Source organism: Streptomyces prunicolor NBRC 13075 (assembly GCF_000367365.1).
In the GTDB taxonomy this organism is placed as follows: domain Bacteria; phylum Actinomycetota; class Actinomycetes; order Streptomycetales; family Streptomycetaceae; genus Streptomyces; species Streptomyces prunicolor.
Window position 1 is genome coordinate 355633 of record NZ_BARF01000014.1, and the last position, 16692, is coordinate 372324.

A 16692-nucleotide genomic window follows, 5' to 3' on the forward strand; every position below is an offset into this window, starting at 1 on the left:
GGCGAGGGGCGGTGGCCTTGTGGAGCTTCCGGTCCGTCGGCGCGGCATGTCATGGACCCTATGAGGAGCGCTTTTGCGGTGGCATCCGCAATATGACCTAGATTCCGGGACCGGTGGCCCGGCGACCAGCGGCGGCAGCATGCCGAGCCACACCTGACGTCAGCGTGACTACACGCGTTTCGCCCCCGAACCCCGAGACAGTGAGCCCGCCGCCCGGCTGTGGGGAGAACCGGGACTGTCCATCTTTCTCCAGACCGGGAAGATCACCGGGCACAGCGTGGCGAACAGATACGCACCGCCGACCATCAGCAGCGTGGAGGGCAGGCCGACCGCGTCCACGAGGAAGCCCGCGGCCAATCCGCCCAGCGGAGTGACGAGTTGGACCGAGGCCGTCGTCGCGCTCAGCACGCGGCTGCGCAGCTCCTCCGGCACCGTCTCGTAAGTCACCGTGGCCATGATGGGGTTGAGCACACCGCAGGCGAGACCCTCAACCGCCATGATCACGGCCAGCGGTGTGAAGGTGTCGGTGAACGCGGCCACCACGAAGCGCGGCAGACCTACGACGAGAAACGCGATCGTGAACACCGGCCACCGCCGAAAACGGCTGCCCACCGCGCCGTAGACGAGGGCCCCCGTGAGTGCGCAGACCCCGAACGCCGCGTTCAGCAGACCGAGTTCGACCGAACCGCCGAGCTCCTCACGGGCGTGCACGGGGAGGAGTACGGCACTCCATCCCTGGTCGAGGCCCCTGGTGACCAGTGTCATCAGGCACAGGCCCAGCAGCAACGGCGTGGTCGCCACGAAGCGGTACCCTTCCGCGAGTTCACGACGGTAGGCACGCAACGACACCGGCTCCGCCCGCTGTTGGGCCTGTGCCTCGGGCAGACCGCGCACCCCGAACGCGAACAGCGGCGCGGCCACGGCGAAGGTCGCGGCATCCGCCAACAGGACGTTCGCGGCGCCGAGTTCGGCGATCAGCACACCTCCGAGAGCCGACCCGGTCAGCGTCGCACAGCGTGCCGCACCGTCGTACCACCCGGCCGCCCGGGGCAGCGGCATTCCGGCGCGTTCGGCGAGCGTGGGCAACAGCACGCCGCGGGCGGTTTCCCCCGGCGTACGGCACAGCCCCGTCACCGCCATCAGCACGCACAGCATCCAGAAACGCAGGGCGCCGGCGAACTGCAGCAGCGGGATCGCCGCGACGGCTACTCCGCAGGCGAGATCCGAGGCGACACTCACCCGGCGTCGCCCGATCCGGTCGATGACCGGACCGCCGACGAGCGCGGCGAGCACCACGGGCAGCAGTGTGCAGAACGCGACGATCCCGGCCTTGGCGGCACTGCCCGTGCTCTGCAGCACGAACCAGGGCACGCCCATGTACGTGAGGCAACTCCCGCTGATCGAAACGAGGTTGGCGGCAAGAACCGTCGTCAGCGGACGGCGATCAGGCGTCGAGAAGTCTTCGGGCACTGCGGTGGTCTCCCATACGGGGAAGCGCCCACCGCGAACGAACAGGTCAGACGGTGGGCGAGGCGAAGTGTTCAGCGTCTGGCGCGCAGGGCGAGGCGCACCGCGATGCGGTGTTCACAAGCAGCGCCTCCAACACTTCGCCGGGATGACCACCCGGCACGTCCCCGCATTGTCACCTCGGGCACGGGGACTCCGCAACGACGATCCTTCGCCTGCCGCCGGTACCTGCGCGTCTCCGGGACGGTGGATAGGCTCAAGCATGCGATCTCGAACAGGCGGTATGTGGTGGGGGACCACGGTCGAAGCGCCGGATCCCAGTGGCTTGGCGAGGATCTATGCCGAGCTCCTCGACTGGCACATCGGGCATGAGGAGCCGGGAACATCCGTCCTGGCCGCCTCCCCGCAAGGGCCGTTCCTCGTGTTCCAGCAGGCGCAGGGTTATCGGGCTCCGGTATGGCCACCAGTCGAGGGGGACCAACGCCCGATGATGCACTTCGACTTCCAGGTCGGCGACCTGGACTCGGCGGTCACCGAGGCGGTCGCCCTGGGCGCCGTCGTGGCGGAGTTCCAGCCGCAGGAGAATGTACGGGTGCTCTTCGACCCTGCTGGGCACCCCTTTTGTCTGTGTCGCGACGACAATTAGTCAGGCGGCAAGGAGGTCGGGATGGGGATCGTGCTCTGCCCTGCGGACGACGATGTAGCCGGCCCGGACATCTCGTGGTCGCACTATGGGTTCAGCCTGTTCAGACAGTGGCTGGCGCAAGCGGAGGGGCTCGTCCTCCGCGAGATGGTCGGCTACGGCGGAAACCGCCCGTGGAACACCGCCCACGATCCCGTTCTCCAGCGACGCACCGACGACGTCGGCCGGCTGATCGACGTCATGAAGTACTGCGTGGAGAAGGGCATCCCGCTCGACTTCTGCTGACTACCTGGCCACGGAGCTACACCTCCGCCAAGGGGGGCCAGTAGCTGCGGGACAACCCTCGGCAAGAAAAACGCATCTACCAGGGCGAGTTGCCCCCGTATCCCGGCACGGCACCTTACGTATCACCGCCACCGCCATATCGTCCCGCCCCGCCCAACCCCACCCCCCAGCGCGCCGATTACTTCTGTCCCAACGCTGTACGGGCATCCGGTGTTCGAGATAGCGTCACCACGCAGCTGCCGAGTGAAACGATTCAATCCATGTCGCTCAAGGGGACCGTATGGCGTCGAACAGCACACCGGACAAAGGCATTTCCCGTCGCGTAGCTCTGGCCGCAGCAAGCACCGTCGGACTCACCGCGGTGTCCCTCTCCACCGGACTCCCCTCGGCCGAGGCGCTCCCGGCGCTCGCCGCAGAGGGAGCCTCCGCTTCCGGCGCCGGTGCTCCGTCCCGTCGCGCCGGCGGATGGCACCGGTACGTCCAGGGGCCGTCCTCGCGCACGGTCCGCCCGGTGCGGATCACCACGTCGACCGGGGACGTGAAGAACCCGAACGCGCTGCTCAAGCCCGGCGGCGCCAGATCCGTCCTGCGGCGCCCGCAGCCCGCGGCGGCGCCCACCTGGCCCGCCGGCACCACGGCCGAGGCCTCCTCCGCCCACGCGGGCAACAACGGCAACGACGGCCAGCCACGCACCTACGACGCCGGCAACGCGATCGACGGAAACCCGGACACCTTCTGGAACGACGACACGCTCGGGGTGTTCCCCGACGTCCTCACCATCACCGCACCGCAGGTCACGCCCCTGCGGGGCATCACGGTGATCTCCAACAGCGACGGCGTGCCGACCGACTACACCGTCGACGTGTGGACCGACGGCGACTGGCACACGGCCGCGACGGTCACGGGCAACGACGCGGTGCAGAAGGCCGTTCCGTTCGCGGAGCAGGTCAGCACCGACCGCGTGCGCATCACCGTGACCCACGCGCAGGACACCTCGCACGGCAACTTCACCCGGATCAACGAGGTCTGGCCCGCACCGGTCGAGCCGATCCCGATACCGAGTGTCACCGTGGACTTCGGCAAGGTCGTGGTCGGATATCCGCAGATCAGGTTCACCTCCGCCTCCGCCGACTCCCCGGGCGTACGCGTCGCGTTCTCCGAGACCCGCCAATTCCTCACCGACCGCTCGGACTTCACCCGCGCCGACCAGGCGGGCGGCGCCGGAGGGGGCACGGACCAGTTCGCCGTCCCCGCGAAGGGCGCCAACTGGACCGACCACAAAGGCTTCCAGGCCGGTGACAAGGTGTTCGCGGACGGGCTCCACGGATTCCGCTACCTCAAGATCAGCCTCGACGCGCTCGCCTCGGACAGCCCCGCCGCACAGCCCTGGGGCACGGTCGAAATCGACTCCGTGGCACTGCAGTTCACCGCGTACGTCGGCACACCGAGCACCTACCGCGGCTGGTTCCTGTGCTCCGACGACGAGTTGAATCGTTACTGGTACGGCGCCGCCTACACCAACGAACTGGTCACCGACACCTTCCGCCAGGACGACGTCGACCCCCGCAACGCCTGGAGCGCCACGCTGGAAGGGAAATTGGTCCTCCAGGACGGTGCCAAGCGTGACCGCGACCCGTACGTCGGCGACCTCGCCGTCTCGGCACGCACCCTCTACCTCACCCACGACGACGCCGCCGCGGCGGCCCGCAACGTCCTGGCCGACCTCGCCGACCACCAGCGCGCCGACGGCTGGATCCCGCCCGCCTCCATCGGCAACTACACGCTGCCCCTCTTCGACTATCCGCTGTACTGGGTCACTTGCAGCTGGGACTACGTCCTCTACACCGGGGACCGCCAGTACGCGACGCGCTACTACCCGACCCTGCTGAAGGTCCTGGACACCTGGTACCCGAGCGTCACGGACGACACCGGCCTGCTGAGCAAGGGCCTCAACGGCACCGGCGGATACGGCGACTACGCGTTCCTCGGCCGTACGGGCCGCGTCACCTACTACAACGCGCTCTACGTCCAAGCCCTCCAGAACGCCGCCCAGTTGGCCCGCCTGCTGGGGCAGCAGGCCGATGCCACGCGCTGGAGCACGCGGGCCGAAAACGTTGCCCAAGCCGTCAACTCGCTGCTGTGGGACGCAAGTTCGGGCGCCTACCTGGACTCCTCGACGGGCGCGGTACGGCACGCCCAGGACGGCAACTCCCTGGCCGTCGTCACCGGTATCGCGAGCGCCGACCGCGCCACGTCTGCCCTCGCGCATCTCGACGCGACGACGAAACGGCCGTACGGCAACGCCTTCATGGACAACGACACGCTCTTCGACCAGGCCTCCCAGCGGGTCTACGCCTTCACCTCCTACCCGGAGATCGAGGCCCGTTTCCTGACCGGTCAGGCCGAGTCCGCGCTCGACCAGATCCGCCGTATGTACGGCTGGATGGACAAGAACGACCCCGGCATCACCCACTGGGAGGGCATCGGTCCCAACGGTTCGCTGTATGAGGACGCCTACACCAGCATGGCCCACGGCTGGTCCACCGGTGTGCTGCCCGCGCTGACCAACCATCTGCTCGGCGCCCGGCCGACCTCACCGGGATACGCCACCTGGGAGGTACGTCCGCGGCCCGGCGGCGTCGACTGGGCGACGGGTCAACTCCCCACCCCGCACGGCCCCTTGGGCGTCGAGTGGGAGAACAGTGCGCGCGTCTTCCGGCTCACCGTCCATGTACCCAAGCACACTCAGGGCTCGGTCACCTTCCCCGGTGACTCGCACGGCCAACGCGTGAGCGTCGGTCGGCGGACGCTCTGGGACGGGCGGCGGGCATCGAGCCGTGACGTGTCGGTGTCCGACGGCACGGTCACGGTCGCGGGCCTCGGTGCGGGCGACCACAGCTTCGTGAGTGAACTGCGCGGCAACTGACCGCATTGGATGCCTCGTTGGTGCGCGGCGTCGCGATGAACCGCTCCGGGACAGACCAACGTGCGTCTGGTTCGGGGCGGTTCACTGTGAAACGGGTGAACCGGGCGAACTCGACGTTCGCTTTGGCTAATTGTGGCGGGTGTTTTGCCGGACCTTGCGTTGCCCCGGGCCGCCGAGCCCACCTAGCCTGACCTGCGGACCGAGGGAGGGCCGGGATGCTGAAGACCGTCCGGGAACAGGCCGCGGGACTCACCAGGGATCAGCGCAACGCCTTCGTCGCCGCCTACTTGGGCTGGGCGATGGACGCCTTCGACTACTTCCTCGTCGTACTCGTCTACAGCGAGATCGCCGACGACTTCCATGTGTCCCTCACCGACATGGCCTTCCTCACCACGGCCACCCTGGTGATGCGACCGGTCGGCGCCCTGCTCTTCGGCCTGTGGGCGGACCGCAAAGGCCGCCGCACCCCGCTCATGGTCGACGTCGCCTTCTACTCGGTCATCGGCTTCGCCTGCGCCTTCGCCCCGAACTACACCGTGCTGCTGGTGCTGCGCCTGCTGTACGGCATCGGAATGGGCGGCGAGTGGGGCCTGGGCGCGGCGCTCGCCATGGAGAAGATCCCGGCCGAGCGGCGCGGCTTCTGGTCGGGCCTGTTGCAGAGCGGCTACTCGCTGGGCTATCTGCTCGCCGCGGTGGCGTTCTTCGTCATCGAACCCGCCTTCGGCTGGCGGGGGTTGTTCGCCTTCAGCCTGGTGCCCGCCCTGGTCTCGCTGTGGGTGCGCGCCCGGGTGGAGGAGAGCGAGGTGTGGGAGAAGAGCGTCAAACTCAACCGCACCCCCGCCTACCAGGTGTTCAAGAACCCCGCGGTGCTACGGCGCTTCGTGTACCTGGTCGCGCTGATGACCGCCTTCAACTGGATGTCGCACGGCACCCAGGACATCTACCCCACCTTCGTCAAGAAGGGCCTGGGTCTGTCACCGGACACCTCGATCGCCATCGCCGTGGTCTACAACATCGGCGCCATCATCGGCGGCATGGTGCTCGGGGCGTACTCCGAGCGGCTGGGACGTCGGCGCACGATCATGATCGCGGCGGCCGCGGGTCTGGTCGTGGTGCCCTTCTTCGTCCTGTCCAGCACGGTGGGCTGGCTGATGCTCTCCTCCTTCCTGATGCAACTGTGCGTACAGGGAGCCTGGGGCGTCATCCCCGCGCATCTGACCGAGATGAGCCCGGACACGATCCGGGGCTTCTACCCCGGCGTCACCTACCAGCTCGGCAACCTCATCGCCGCCCTCAACCTGCCGATCCAGGAGGCCCTCGCCGAACGGCACGGCTACCCGGCGGCGATGGCGTGGACCGTGACTCCCGCTCTGGTCCTGGTGATTGTGCTGAGCGCCGTCGGCAAGGAGGCCAAGGGCATCCGGTTCGGCGGCACCGGAACCCAGGCGCCGAGCACCGCGGCGGCGGACCCGGTGTAGCTCCGGCCGCCGACCGCGTCGTAGCAGAGGCCGTTCGACGAGGGCGTACGAGGCGAGGGCGGCGGCGAGTGTCGCCGCGAGGCCGGTCCGGAGCAGGGTGTCACCCTGCACACCGAGGTCGTGCAGCAGCCGGATGACGGGGTAGTGCCACAGGTACATCCCGTAGCTGAGGTTGCGTCCGATCCAGACCGGAACCGACAGCGACAGCAGGCGAGTTGGCCACGCGCGGGGGCACAGCTCCAGCGTGGCCACCACGCAGGCCGTCAGCAGCGCGGCGACGAGGAATCCGACCGTGTACCAGGCGGGGTTCCACCCGCTGACCTCGGTGATCGGGATCTGCCAGGCGATCAGCCCCAGCATCGTGAGCGCGGGCAGGCAGAGGCGGCCCGCCCAGCGGCGCAGCGACTCCAGACGAGGGTCGTCGGCGCGCAGCCGGGCCAGGACGAGGGCGAGGAGCGCCCCGATGAGGAGTTGGTCGGCGCGGGTGTCGGGGCCGTTGTAGATGCGGTGCGCGGCCGAGGGATCCCAGAGCACCGTCCGCCAGAGCACCGGCAGCACGCACAGCACCGCGACCCAGCCCAGCACCACCCGCGCCCTCGCGTGCCGCAGCAGGACGAGCAGGAGGAGCGGCCAGGCGAGATAGAACTGCTCCTCCACACCCAGGGACCAGGTGTGGCTGAGCGGCGCGGTGAGATCCGAGTACGTCCCGGCGTCCCCGGCCCGTACGAGATTGACGACGGACCCCGCGGCCAGCGCGGCGGCCACCCACGCCCCGTGGAACAGCGGCAGCTCGAACGCCACGGAGAGGAGCGCGGTGACCGCACACATCACCAGCAGGGCCGGCATCAGGCGCACCCACCGCCGCCGGTAGAACGACCACAGCCCGATGCCACCGGTACGGGCGTACTCGCCGACCAGCAGCCGGGTGATGACGAAACCGCTGATCGTGAAGAACACGTCCACGCCCACCGAACCGCCGGGCACCAGGTCCGGCTCCACGTGGTAGACGATCACCAGCACCACCGCGACCGTCCGCAGTCCGTCCAGCCCCGCGACCCGCCCACCCCCACGCAGCACTGACGAGAAGCCCCGCCCGGCAGCTCTGCCCCGTTCCGCGGACGCGGGCACAAGCGGCGGCGCCGGCCGCACATCAGGGTGCTGCTCCGTGACCTCGTCTGCCGTGCTCCGCTGGAGGGTGCTCATAACGGCCGCGTCTGCCCACGCCTGCCGGGATCACACAAATTCTCATGTTGCCCTCAGACAGAGGTCGCGTTCCGGCTGCCGACCACGGGTGCGTGGTGAGTGATCAATTCGCTGGGCCTTCGCGAGCGGCGTCCGTAGGGTTCCCCCATGACGGATGAGAGTGAGCAGGCCGTTCAAGCGGCCGTCGACGGGAGCTGCGGCTTCTCGATCCCGAGGTGCGCGCGTCGCCGGACCATGTCCTGGAGCTGCTGGACCCGGAGTTCATCGAGATCGGGGCTTCCGGTCGCCGGTGGGACGCGGAGTCGGTCCTCGCGGTGACGAGCGGTGGCTCGGTGTCCGCGGAGTCTCCGGTCGAGGTCAGCCAGATGTCCGGAGTCGTTCTCGCACCGGGTGTCGTACATCTGACGTACTTCGCCGACAACCAGGGCCGACGGGCCTGGCGTAGCTCCCTGTGGCGCCTGACGGAGACGGGCTGGCGGATGTACTTCCACCAGGGCACGTTGACCGCTTGAGCGGAGGCGACCGCCGCTCCACCTCGTCCGTCCGAACCCGCACCCCGGAAGGAACCAGTCGTCATGCCCGTGCCCGCAGATCCCGCGGTCCTGCATCCGATGCCCGAGCAGCCGCGCGTGGTGCTGCTCAGACCGCTGGTGAAGTCCCCGCTGATCGAGGTCGGGGAGTACTCCTACTACGACGATCCGGACGACGCGACCGCGTTCGAGACACGCAACGTGCTCTACCACTACGGGCCGGAGAAGCTGATCATCGGCAGGTTCTGCGCGCTGGGCACGGGGGTGCGGTTCATCATGAACGGCGCCAACCACCGCATGGACGGCCCCTCGACCTTCCCCTTCCCCACCATGGGCGGCTCCTGGTCGGACCACTTCGACCTGCTCACCGGCCTGCCCGACCGAGGGGACATGGTCGTCGGCAACGACGTCTGGTTCGGCTACGGCACGACCGTGCTGCCCGGTGTGCGGATCGGACACGGTGCGATCATCGGCGCCGGAGCCGTGGTCACCGCGGACGTACCCGACTACGGCGTCGTCGGTGGCAACCCGGCCCGTCTGATCCGGCTCCGGTACAGCGAGGAAGAGATCGCCCGCCTGCTGGCGGTGGCCTGGTGGGACTGGCCTGCGCGGCACATCACCGAGCACGTACGGACGATCATGTCGGGCAGCGTCGCCGAGCTGGAATCCGCCGCCCCGGAGATCTCCTGAGTGAAGCGCAGGGGTCCGCGTCGGCTTCCTCCCTCAGCCGCCCGCCGGGGTGTGGACCTGACCGCTGAGCAGGCTCCCCGCGCCCGGAACGACCGTCGGCAGGCCCAGTTCGACGAGGATGCGGTACGCCGTGGCGGTCGCCGCCGACAGCACCGGCAACCCGGACGCCTCCTCCACCGGCTGGATCGACGGCAGCGACGGCATCTGGACACACGCGGACAGGACCAGCGCGTCGGCCCGGGACAGGTCCAGGCGCCGCCAGTGCTCGCGCAGGTCGGCGGGGTCGAGGTGGGCGACGGCGAGGTTGTCCGCCACCTCCAGGCTCAGCGCGTCGACCACCTCGATGCCCGCGTCCTCGATGTAGTCCGCCACCAGTCGCGTGAGCGGCTTCATGTACGGCGTGACGATCGCGACCCGCCGGGCGCCCAGGGCCCTGATGCCGTCGAGCAGAGCTCCGGCGCTCGACGCCACCGGGGCCTTGGACCCCTCGGCGCGCAGCACAGCGGTGATCTCGTCCTCGGCGGTGCAGTGGTACCCCGGCCCCTGCGCCATGATCGCCACGAGGCACGCGGTGACGACCACGTCGGGCCGGGCGTCGGCGAGTTCCAGTGCCGCGCGCCCGGTCTGCGCGTTCATGGCGCGCAGCTGCTCGGGCGTCACGTGCCGCATCCGCATCCGGCTGCTGTGGAAGACGAACCGGTCCTCGGGAATCAGGGCCTCGCGCTGCCGCATCATGCGCGGCAGCTCCGTCTCCATGGTCAGGTTCGAGCTGGGCACGATCATGCCGATGCGGTGATCGGTCACGGGATCCTCCGGGTGTCCGGCGCGGGCGAGATACCCGCGCTCGTGGGCGGCCGGGGATCCGCCGACCGCCACTGGCGCGGTCAGGAGTCCTCGGCCAGTCCCTCCCAGTGATCGGCGAGGGACGTGAACAGCTGCATGATGTCCTCGCGTTGCTCCGCTCCGAACGGCGCGAGGAGCCGCTCGTCGAGCCGGCGGGCGCGGAGGTTCGCGTCGCGGAGGGTCCGCTCGCCCTCCTCCGTGAGGTGGAGCAGCTTGCGCCGGCCGTCGTCCGCCGCCGTCCTGCGCACGATCAGACCCCGGTTCTCCAGCCGCCGGGCGACGTCCGCCATCGTCGACGTGTCCAGGGAGACCGCGGACGCCATCGAACGCTGGTCGCTTCCCGGCGCCGCCTCCACCGCCTGGAGCACCGCGAACTGCGGACCCGTGAGCGTCGGGTCGACGGCACGGATCCAGACCGCGAGATACGCCTGGTACAAGCGGCGGACCTGGTAGCCGGGCGCGGCGGTGAGCGCCGGGGGAGGCCCGGGCGGTGTGGACGTCGGGGTTGCGGTTTCGTCACCCATGGAGCCCACTCAATCACGGCACTTGATCGAACCGTCAGCCGGACCGGTGATCTCCGACCACCCGCGCGGCGGCGTCACACCAGCATCGGGCGCAGTACCTGGCGCAGGGCGGCGAGCGCGGCGGACGGGTTGTCCCAGAACAGCATGTGCCCGGCGTCCGGGATCTCGGCGAACACGGCCGACGGCGACAGCCGGGCCGACTCCGCCGCGCCCTCCGCCGTGACGACGGGGCTGTCGGCGCCGTGGAGAAGTGCCGTGGGGCCGGGAACGGAGGGCCACCAGTCGAAGAAGTCCTCACTCTCGAAGCCGCGGTGCGTGGCCGTGACGGCCTCCGTGCCGCAACTCGCCAGCCAGCGCGCCCGCAACTCCTGTTCACGGCGCGGCCAGCGCGGCCAGGACCGGGCCACCTCGTCCGCGTCGGTGCCGCGCCGCGCCTGCGCCAGTTGGTCGAGGAAGACGGCGAGGGGAGTGGGGTAGGGCCCGCGTCCGGGGCCGCTCATCGGCGGGTCGCCCAGCACGGTGCCCCGCAGTGCCACCTTGGCCCGGACTGCGGTCACGGCCGCGATCCGCGCGCCCATGGAGTGCCCGAAGAGGACCGGCCGGTGCAGACCGAGGCCCGCGACGACCGCCTCGGTGTCCTCGGCGTACTCTTCCAGACCGTACGATCCGCCGCCGTCGGAGAGCCCACGCCCGCGGACGTCGACCACCAACGGCCTGACCGCAGGCGTGAGTTCACGGACCACGAAGTCCATGGCCACGGCCGGGCTGGTGATGCCGGGCAGCACGACCAGCGGAACGCCGTCACCGCCGTAGTCCAGGACGTGCAGGCGGGCGCCGCCCGAGCGGACCCAGCGGCTGGTGGCGGGGATGTCGGCGAGATCGGCGAGCGCGGACTGGGCCAGTGGGCGGATGGGTGGTGGCATGGGGTTCTCCAATTACGCAGGGCGGCAGACGGAGTTACGGGGCTGACCTCGGCAGTCCGTCGAGATAGCCGACGGCGTCCTTCACGTCGATCACGTCGCCGTACTTGGCCTGGATGTCGAAGAGGCTCGCGTCGTGCGGGCCCGGCGCGCGGTCGCCGACGCAGTCCCTCGGCACCAGCACCGAGAAGCCGGACTGCACGGCGTCCACGGCGGTGGCCCGTACGCAACCGCTCGTCGTCGCGCCGCACACCAGCACTGTGTCGCAGCCGAGTCCGGTCAACAGGGCGGCCAGGGAGGAACCGAAGAACGCGGACGCGCCCTTCTTCACGATCAGATGGTCCTGCGGTGTCCGAGGCAATCGCGGGTCGAGCGCGACCTCCTCGCTGCCCTCGACCAGGCTCCGCATGCCCTGTGCCTTCTGCAACCAGGTGACGGCGTCGCCCGCCGCCTCGGCCGGTGTGTAGGCGATCGCCGTGAACACCACCGGTACGCCGGCCGGACGCGCGGCGGCGATCAACTCGCCCGTGGCGTCGACGACTTCGGTGAGATCGGCGCCCGACGGGAAGCCCGCGTCGGTGAAGCCGCGCGTCAGGTCGACCACGACGATCGCGGGGCGGCTGCCGCGACGCACGGGCGCCCCGAACCCGGCACGCTGGTAGGTCTGTTCCGTCTCCTGACCATACTGAGTGCCGCTCATGACGTCCTCCTGAGGGTGCGCAACTCCCTTGCCTGGCCGCCGAGTCGGCCGAGCAGCCAGCCCTCCAGGACACCGAAGGCGAACGCCCCTGCCACCAGGCCGTACTTGGCGGCTCGCGGGCCGAGCAGCAGCGCCAGGCCGTCGAGATCGGAGTCCGGCGCGAGGGCCGGCCGGGCCACGGCGGGAGCGGACGTGGTCGTGGTCGTAGTCGTGGACGAAGTGCCGGGCAGGGCAGGCCCGCTGACCCGGTCCTGGTCGAGCAGGCTCCCCAGGTTCCGCGCGAACTGCTGGATGATCCGGTCCGACACCGTGACGATCGCGCCCTTGCCGAACTGGACGATCTTGCCCCGGATCACCAGGTCCGTGTTGAGCTGGAGCAGCGCTCCCTCGGGCGCCGCGAGGATGTCGAGAGTGACCTCGGCCTCCGCGTCCCCGCTGCCGTGGGTGTCGGTACCGCGCGCGTGCACCCGCAGTCGCCGTTTCTCGGCGTCGATCTCCAGGAAGCGGACAGTGCCCGCGTAGGAGGCGCTGATGGGACCCACCCGGATCTTCACCCGGCCCCGCCAGGTGTCGCCGTCCTGCCCGTCGAGCGCGGCGCCCGGCATGCAGGAGGCCACCCGCTCGACGTCGTTCATCAGGGCGAAGACATCGTCGGGGGAGGCCTTGACCGGCACGGTGTTGGTGAGCTGCATGCCTCAGTGCTCCTTGCTGTCGGGACCGCCGCAGGGTGTGACGCAGGCTCCGCGCCGAGCCGTCGCGCAGGCGTCGATCGCCTCGACGATGGTCTGGTAGCCGGTGCACCGGCACAGGTTGGCGGCGACCACCTCGCGGATCTCCTCCTTCGTCGCCTCCGGCCGCTCGGCGAGGAACCCTTCGGCGAGCATCAGGAAGCCGGGCGTGCAGAACCCGCACTGCAGCGCGTGGTGATCGGTGAACGCCCGCTGCAGATCGCTCAGTTCACCGCCGCCGTCCTCTGACAACGACTCGACCGTGCGGATCCGCGCCCCCTCGGCCTGCGCCGCGAACATCAGGCAGGCGCGGACGGGCCGTTCGTCGACCAGGACCGTGCAGGCACCGCAGATCCCGTGCTCGCAGCCGACGTGCGTACCGGTCAGCCGCAGGTCGTGCCGCAGTACGTCGACGAGGGTGCGGCGCGGCTCGGTGACCACGTCGTGCTGCTCGCCGTTGGCGTCGAGGGTGATCAGCTGGAGTCGTGGATGCGTCACGACGGGGTCGGTGTTCATGCGGACAACTCCCGGTTCGGGGCGCCGTTCAGCGCGCGGTGCACGGTCTCGAGGGTGATCGGTGTGTCGTCGAGCTCGACACCGGTCGGGCGCAGGGCGTCGTTCACTGCGTTCAGTACGGCGGCGGGCGCCCCGATAGTGCCGCCCTCACCGGCACCCTTGGCACCGGTCTCGGTGAACGCGCAGGGCGTCTCCAGGTGATGGATCAGCACGTCCGGGATCTCGTGCGCGGTGGGCACCTTGTAGTCCATGAAGCCGGTCGCCGACGGCTCGCCCTGCGCGTCGTACGTCACCTGCTCGAACAGCGCACCCGCGATGCCCTGCGCGATGCCGCCCCGGCACTGCCCCTCCACGACCTGCGGGTTGATGGCGACTCCGCAGTCCTCGACGCACACGTACCGCAGGATCTCCACCTGCCCGGTGCCCGCGTGGAGTTCGACGACGCAGGCGTGGGTGGCGTTGGAGAAGGTGCCGTCGTTGAAGACGTCGAAGGTGGCGGTGACCGACAGGCCCGGCTCTATGTCCTTCGGCAGCAAGTGCGCCTGGAGGTAGGCGATATCGGCGATCTCCTCGTAGGTCAGGACGTCGGAGGCGCTACGGCGACGGGCCGCGCCGCCCGCCAACTCCACCTCGTCCGGGGCAACTCCCCAGCGGGAAGCGGCGATCGCGCACAGCTTCTCGCCGAGCTTCGCCGCGCCCAGGCGTACCGCGCTGCCGCCGATGGTGATGGAGCGGCTGGCGAAGGTGCCGAAGCCGTACGTGATGCGGTCGGTGTCGCCCTGATGGAGCCTCACCTTGGCGATGTCCAGGCCGAGTTCGTCGGCGACGATCTGCGCCATCGTCGTCTCGTGGCTCTGGCCGTGGTTCATCGTGCCGGTGGTGAAGGTGACCGTGCCGCTGGTGTCCATCCGCACCTCGGAGATGTCGAAGCCGGGCACCACCTTCATCTTGCGCTGCGCGAAGGCCGCCGAGCCGTAGCCGGTGCGCTCGCTGAAACACGAGTAGCCGATGCCGATGTGCCGGCCCTCGGCCGCCGCCGCTGCCCGCTTCTCGTACCAGCCCTCCGCCCGGACGGACCGCTCGCACAGGTCGAGCGACTCCAGGTAGGAACCCGGGTCGTAGGTGATGGAGTTGACGCCCGTGTACGGGAAGTCGGTGATGACGTTGCGGCGGCGGATCTCGACCGGATCCAGGGCCAGTTCGCGGGCGGCGCGCTCGAAGAGCCGCTCCATGACCATGACGTACTGCGGCCGGCTCACCCCGCGATACGGGCCGGTGGGCGCCTTGTTGGTGGTGACCGCACGGCCCCGCACCCGGTACGCGGGGAGCTGGTAGACGCCGGGCATCTCGGCGGATGCCATCAGCGGCTCGATGCCCGCCGTGAAGGGGTAGCAGGAGTACGCGCCCATGTCGCAGACCACGTCGGCGTCGAGCGCGAGGATCCGGCCCTCGGCGTCGAAGGCCGCGCGCGCCCGGTAGTGCTGCTCGCGGGCGAGGAACGACGCGGACAGGGCGTCCTTGCGGTCCTCGATCCACTTCACCGGCCGACGCAGCCGCAGGGCTGCTGCCGCCGCGGCGATCTCCTCGCGGCCCACCACGCACTTCTGGCCGAACCCGCCGCCCATGTCGGGCACCACGACCCGCACCGCACGCTCGTCGAGGCGCAGGCAGCGGGACGCCACCGTCCTTACCTGGTGCGGGATTTGGGTGCAGGTGTGCAGGACGAGCTGTTCCTCGCGGTCGTCCCAGTGGGCCACGGCGCCCCGGGTCTCCAGCGGCAGTGCGTTCTGCCGACCGGTCCTGGTGTCGACCTCGACGACACAGGGTGCCGAGTCGAAGATCCCGTCGATGCCGTCCGTCGCGAAGAGCGAGACGTCCACGAGAGTGTTGCGCGCGGCTTCGGCGTGGACGAGCGGCGCGTCGGCCGCGAACGCCGCCTCCTCGGACATGACCGGCGGCAGCGTGACGTACGAGACCTTCGCCGCCTCCAGGCCGTCCTCCGCCGCGTACGCGTCCCGGGCCACGACGATCGCGATCGGCTCACCGACGTAGCGGACCTTCTCGCGGGCCAGGACCGGCATCGCGGTCGGGACGAACTCCGAGAGCGGGCGCCCCAGTTGGGCCACGATGTCGCCCAGCTCCAGGTCCTCGGCCGTGAACACCGCGACAACGCCCGGGACTTCAAGCACTGCCGACACGTCCACCGAGGCCAGCTCGGCGTGCGCGACCGTGCTGCGCACGAACTGGGCGTGCAGCATGCCGGGGAGCGCGATGTCGTCCACGAAGCGGCCACGTCCGGCGAGCAGGCGCGGATCCTCTCGACGGCGAATCGCCTTGCCCACCAACTTGCTGTCATTCAGGGGCACTTCACTCATCGGGACACCGCTTCCTCGCAGGCGCGTCGGACCAGGGTCCGGACGAGTTCCTTGCGGTAGTGCGTGCTGCCGGATGCGTCGGCGGGCGGCTCCACGGCCTCCGCCGCAACCGCCGCGCACGCCTCGAAGGAGCCACCGTCGGTCAACACCGCCTCGGCCTCCGGCACTCGGACGGCGGCGGACGCCACCCCGCCGAGCGCCACCCGGCCCCCGCGCACCTCGCCGCCCTCCACATCGAGGTCGACGGTGGCGGCCACGAGGGCGAAGTCCCCACGCCGTTCGGCGAATTCGGTGAGCGCGGCGTGCGGTGCGGGACGCGGGAAGACGATCTCGACGAGGATCTCGTCCGGTTCGAGGGCCGTCGTGTAGTAGCCGTGGAAGAAGTCCCCGGCCGGGACGGTGCGTTCACCGTGCGGCCCGCGCACCACGAACTCCGCGCCGAGCGTCACCGCGAGCAGACACCACTCGGCAGTGGCGTCGCCGTGCGCCATGCTGCCGCCGACCGTGCCACGGGTGCGGATCGGGAGGTGCCCGATCCAGGTCATGGCCCTCCGCAGGACCTCGAAGCCCGCCCCCAGCACCCCAGTTGGGTCGGTCTCCACCGTGTGGTGGGTGGTGAGCGCCCCGATGCGCAGTCCGCCGTCGGCGTCCCGGTGCATCCGGTCCAGTTCGCGCAGGCCGCCGATGTCGACGAGGTGGCGCGGCCGGGCCAGCCGGTAGTTCATCATCGCGACGAGACTCTGGCCGCCGGCGATGACCTTGGCGTCGTCGCCGAGTTCGGCCAGCAGCCGCGCGGCGCCGTCGACGTCGCGGGCCCGGTGGTACTGGAAGGGGGCGGGCTTCATGGTCCTCCGTAAGTGGTCG

Annotated in this window: 15 protein-coding genes and 1 pseudogene; 6 read left to right on the forward strand and 10 right to left on the reverse strand. The window is 70.1% G+C overall.

The genetic code is table 11. The features are described from left to right. Positions 1-168 precede the first annotated feature (168 nt). The gene (locus SPR02S_RS07460; RefSeq protein WP_052346935.1) at positions 169-1470 is read right to left on the reverse strand and encodes an MFS transporter; all 1302 of its coding nucleotides are present in this window, start codon (positions 1468-1470) and stop codon (positions 169-171) included. A gap of 280 nt (positions 1471-1750) precedes the next feature. On the opposite strand from SPR02S_RS07460, the gene SPR02S_RS07465 reads away from it, so the two are divergent. The 4 genes from SPR02S_RS07465 (at position 1751) to SPR02S_RS07480 (ending at position 6799) form a co-directional block, all read left to right on the forward strand. Further along, complete coding sequence (locus SPR02S_RS07465) at positions 1751-2113, forward strand: VOC family protein (RefSeq protein ID WP_019056320.1); 363 nt, start codon at positions 1751-1753, stop codon at positions 2111-2113. A gap of 21 nt (positions 2114-2134) precedes the next feature. Next, positions 2135-2395, forward strand: coding sequence for a hypothetical protein (locus SPR02S_RS07470; protein WP_019056321.1), 261 nt, complete (start codon positions 2135-2137; stop codon positions 2393-2395). Between the two features lie 280 nt (positions 2396-2675). Then, complete coding sequence (locus tag SPR02S_RS07475; protein ID WP_019056322.1) at positions 2676-5321, forward strand: alpha-L-rhamnosidase-related protein; 2646 nt, start codon at positions 2676-2678, stop codon at positions 5319-5321. A 215-nt stretch (positions 5322-5536) separates the two neighbouring features. Next, complete coding sequence (locus tag SPR02S_RS07480) at positions 5537-6799, forward strand: MFS transporter (protein WP_019056323.1); 1263 nt, start codon at positions 5537-5539, stop codon at positions 6797-6799. A gap of 105 nt (positions 6800-6904) precedes the next feature. Here SPR02S_RS07480 and SPR02S_RS59965 read toward each other — a convergent pair. After that, positions 6905-8002, reverse strand: a pseudogene (locus tag SPR02S_RS59965) (acyltransferase family protein); the annotation flags it as partial. Between the two features lie 215 nt (positions 8003-8217). Between SPR02S_RS59965 and SPR02S_RS07505 the strand changes: the two are divergent. Then, positions 8218-8514 carry a nuclear transport factor 2 family protein gene (locus tag SPR02S_RS07505; RefSeq protein WP_019056328.1) on the forward strand — a complete coding sequence of 99 codons (297 nt, stop codon included), beginning with the start codon at positions 8218-8220 and terminating at the stop codon, positions 8512-8514. Between the two features lie 63 nt (positions 8515-8577). Continuing rightward, positions 8578-9222 carry a CatB-related O-acetyltransferase gene (locus SPR02S_RS07510; RefSeq protein WP_019056329.1) on the forward strand — a complete coding sequence of 215 codons (645 nt, stop codon included), beginning with the start codon at positions 8578-8580 and terminating at the stop codon, positions 9220-9222. 33 nt (positions 9223-9255) lie between these two features. Here SPR02S_RS07510 and SPR02S_RS07515 read toward each other — a convergent pair whose 3' ends face one another. From SPR02S_RS07515 to SPR02S_RS07550, 8 genes are all read right to left on the reverse strand, one after another. Further along, positions 9256-10026 carry a maleate cis-trans isomerase family protein gene (locus SPR02S_RS07515; protein WP_026150317.1) on the reverse strand — a complete coding sequence of 257 codons (771 nt, stop codon included), beginning with the start codon at positions 10024-10026 and terminating at the stop codon, positions 9256-9258. Positions 10027-10106: 80 nt separating this feature from the next. Continuing rightward, positions 10107-10589: a MarR family winged helix-turn-helix transcriptional regulator gene (locus SPR02S_RS07520; RefSeq protein WP_019056331.1), complete on the reverse strand. Its 483-nt coding sequence runs from the start codon at positions 10587-10589 to the stop codon at positions 10107-10109. Between the two features lie 74 nt (positions 10590-10663). Beyond that, a complete protein-coding gene (locus SPR02S_RS07525) occupies positions 10664-11512 on the reverse strand; it encodes an alpha/beta fold hydrolase (RefSeq protein ID WP_019056332.1) in 849 nt (282 codons plus the stop codon). A 34-nt stretch (positions 11513-11546) separates the two neighbouring features. Then, entirely contained in the window at positions 11547-12209 is a 663-nt protein-coding gene (locus SPR02S_RS07530) for an isochorismatase family protein (RefSeq protein ID WP_019056333.1), read from the reverse strand. Then, on the reverse strand, positions 12206-12901 hold the full coding sequence (locus SPR02S_RS07535; protein ID WP_019056334.1) for an SRPBCC family protein: 696 nt from the start codon (positions 12899-12901) through the stop codon (positions 12206-12208). The genes SPR02S_RS07530 and SPR02S_RS07535 overlap by 4 nt, the downstream gene beginning before the upstream one ends. 3 nt (positions 12902-12904) lie before the next feature. Next, positions 12905-13453 carry a (2Fe-2S)-binding protein gene (locus tag SPR02S_RS07540; RefSeq protein ID WP_019056335.1) on the reverse strand — a complete coding sequence of 183 codons (549 nt, stop codon included), beginning with the start codon at positions 13451-13453 and terminating at the stop codon, positions 12905-12907. Further along, positions 13450-15828 (reverse strand): xanthine dehydrogenase family protein molybdopterin-binding subunit, encoded by a 2379-nt coding sequence (locus tag SPR02S_RS07545; protein WP_019056336.1) that lies wholly within the window; start codon positions 15826-15828, stop codon positions 13450-13452. Before SPR02S_RS07545 ends, SPR02S_RS07540 begins: the two co-directional genes overlap by 4 nt. Continuing rightward, positions 15825-16673: an FAD binding domain-containing protein gene (locus SPR02S_RS07550; protein ID WP_019056337.1), complete on the reverse strand. Its 849-nt coding sequence runs from the start codon at positions 16671-16673 to the stop codon at positions 15825-15827. The genes SPR02S_RS07545 and SPR02S_RS07550 overlap by 4 nt, the downstream gene beginning before the upstream one ends. Positions 16674-16692 lie beyond the last annotated feature (19 nt).

Coding starts and splice junctions, on each gene's coding strand:
- SPR02S_RS07525 (WP_019056332.1), bottom strand. CDS start 11,512: ATGCCACCACCCATCCGCCCACTGGCCCAGTCCGCGCTCGCCGATCTC.
- SPR02S_RS07550 (WP_019056337.1), bottom strand. CDS start 16,673: ATGAAGCCCGCCCCCTTCCAGTACCACCGGGCCCGCGACGTCGACGGC.
- SPR02S_RS07510 (WP_019056329.1), top strand. CDS start 8,578: ATGCCCGTGCCCGCAGATCCCGCGGTCCTGCATCCGATGCCCGAGCAG.
- SPR02S_RS07520 (WP_019056331.1), bottom strand. CDS start 10,589: ATGGGTGACGAAACCGCAACCCCGACGTCCACACCGCCCGGGCCTCCC.
- SPR02S_RS07475 (WP_019056322.1), top strand. CDS start 2,676: ATGGCGTCGAACAGCACACCGGACAAAGGCATTTCCCGTCGCGTAGCT.
- SPR02S_RS07530 (WP_019056333.1), bottom strand. CDS start 12,209: ATGAGCGGCACTCAGTATGGTCAGGAGACGGAACAGACCTACCAGCGT.
- SPR02S_RS07480 (WP_019056323.1), top strand. CDS start 5,537: ATGCTGAAGACCGTCCGGGAACAGGCCGCGGGACTCACCAGGGATCAG.
- SPR02S_RS07470 (WP_019056321.1), top strand. CDS start 2,135: ATGGGGATCGTGCTCTGCCCTGCGGACGACGATGTAGCCGGCCCGGAC.
- SPR02S_RS07465 (WP_019056320.1), top strand. CDS start 1,751: ATGTGGTGGGGGACCACGGTCGAAGCGCCGGATCCCAGTGGCTTGGCG.
- SPR02S_RS07535 (WP_019056334.1), bottom strand. CDS start 12,901: ATGCAGCTCACCAACACCGTGCCGGTCAAGGCCTCCCCCGACGATGTC.
- SPR02S_RS07545 (WP_019056336.1), bottom strand. CDS start 15,828: ATGAGTGAAGTGCCCCTGAATGACAGCAAGTTGGTGGGCAAGGCGATT.
- SPR02S_RS07540 (WP_019056335.1), bottom strand. CDS start 13,453: ATGAACACCGACCCCGTCGTGACGCATCCACGACTCCAGCTGATCACC.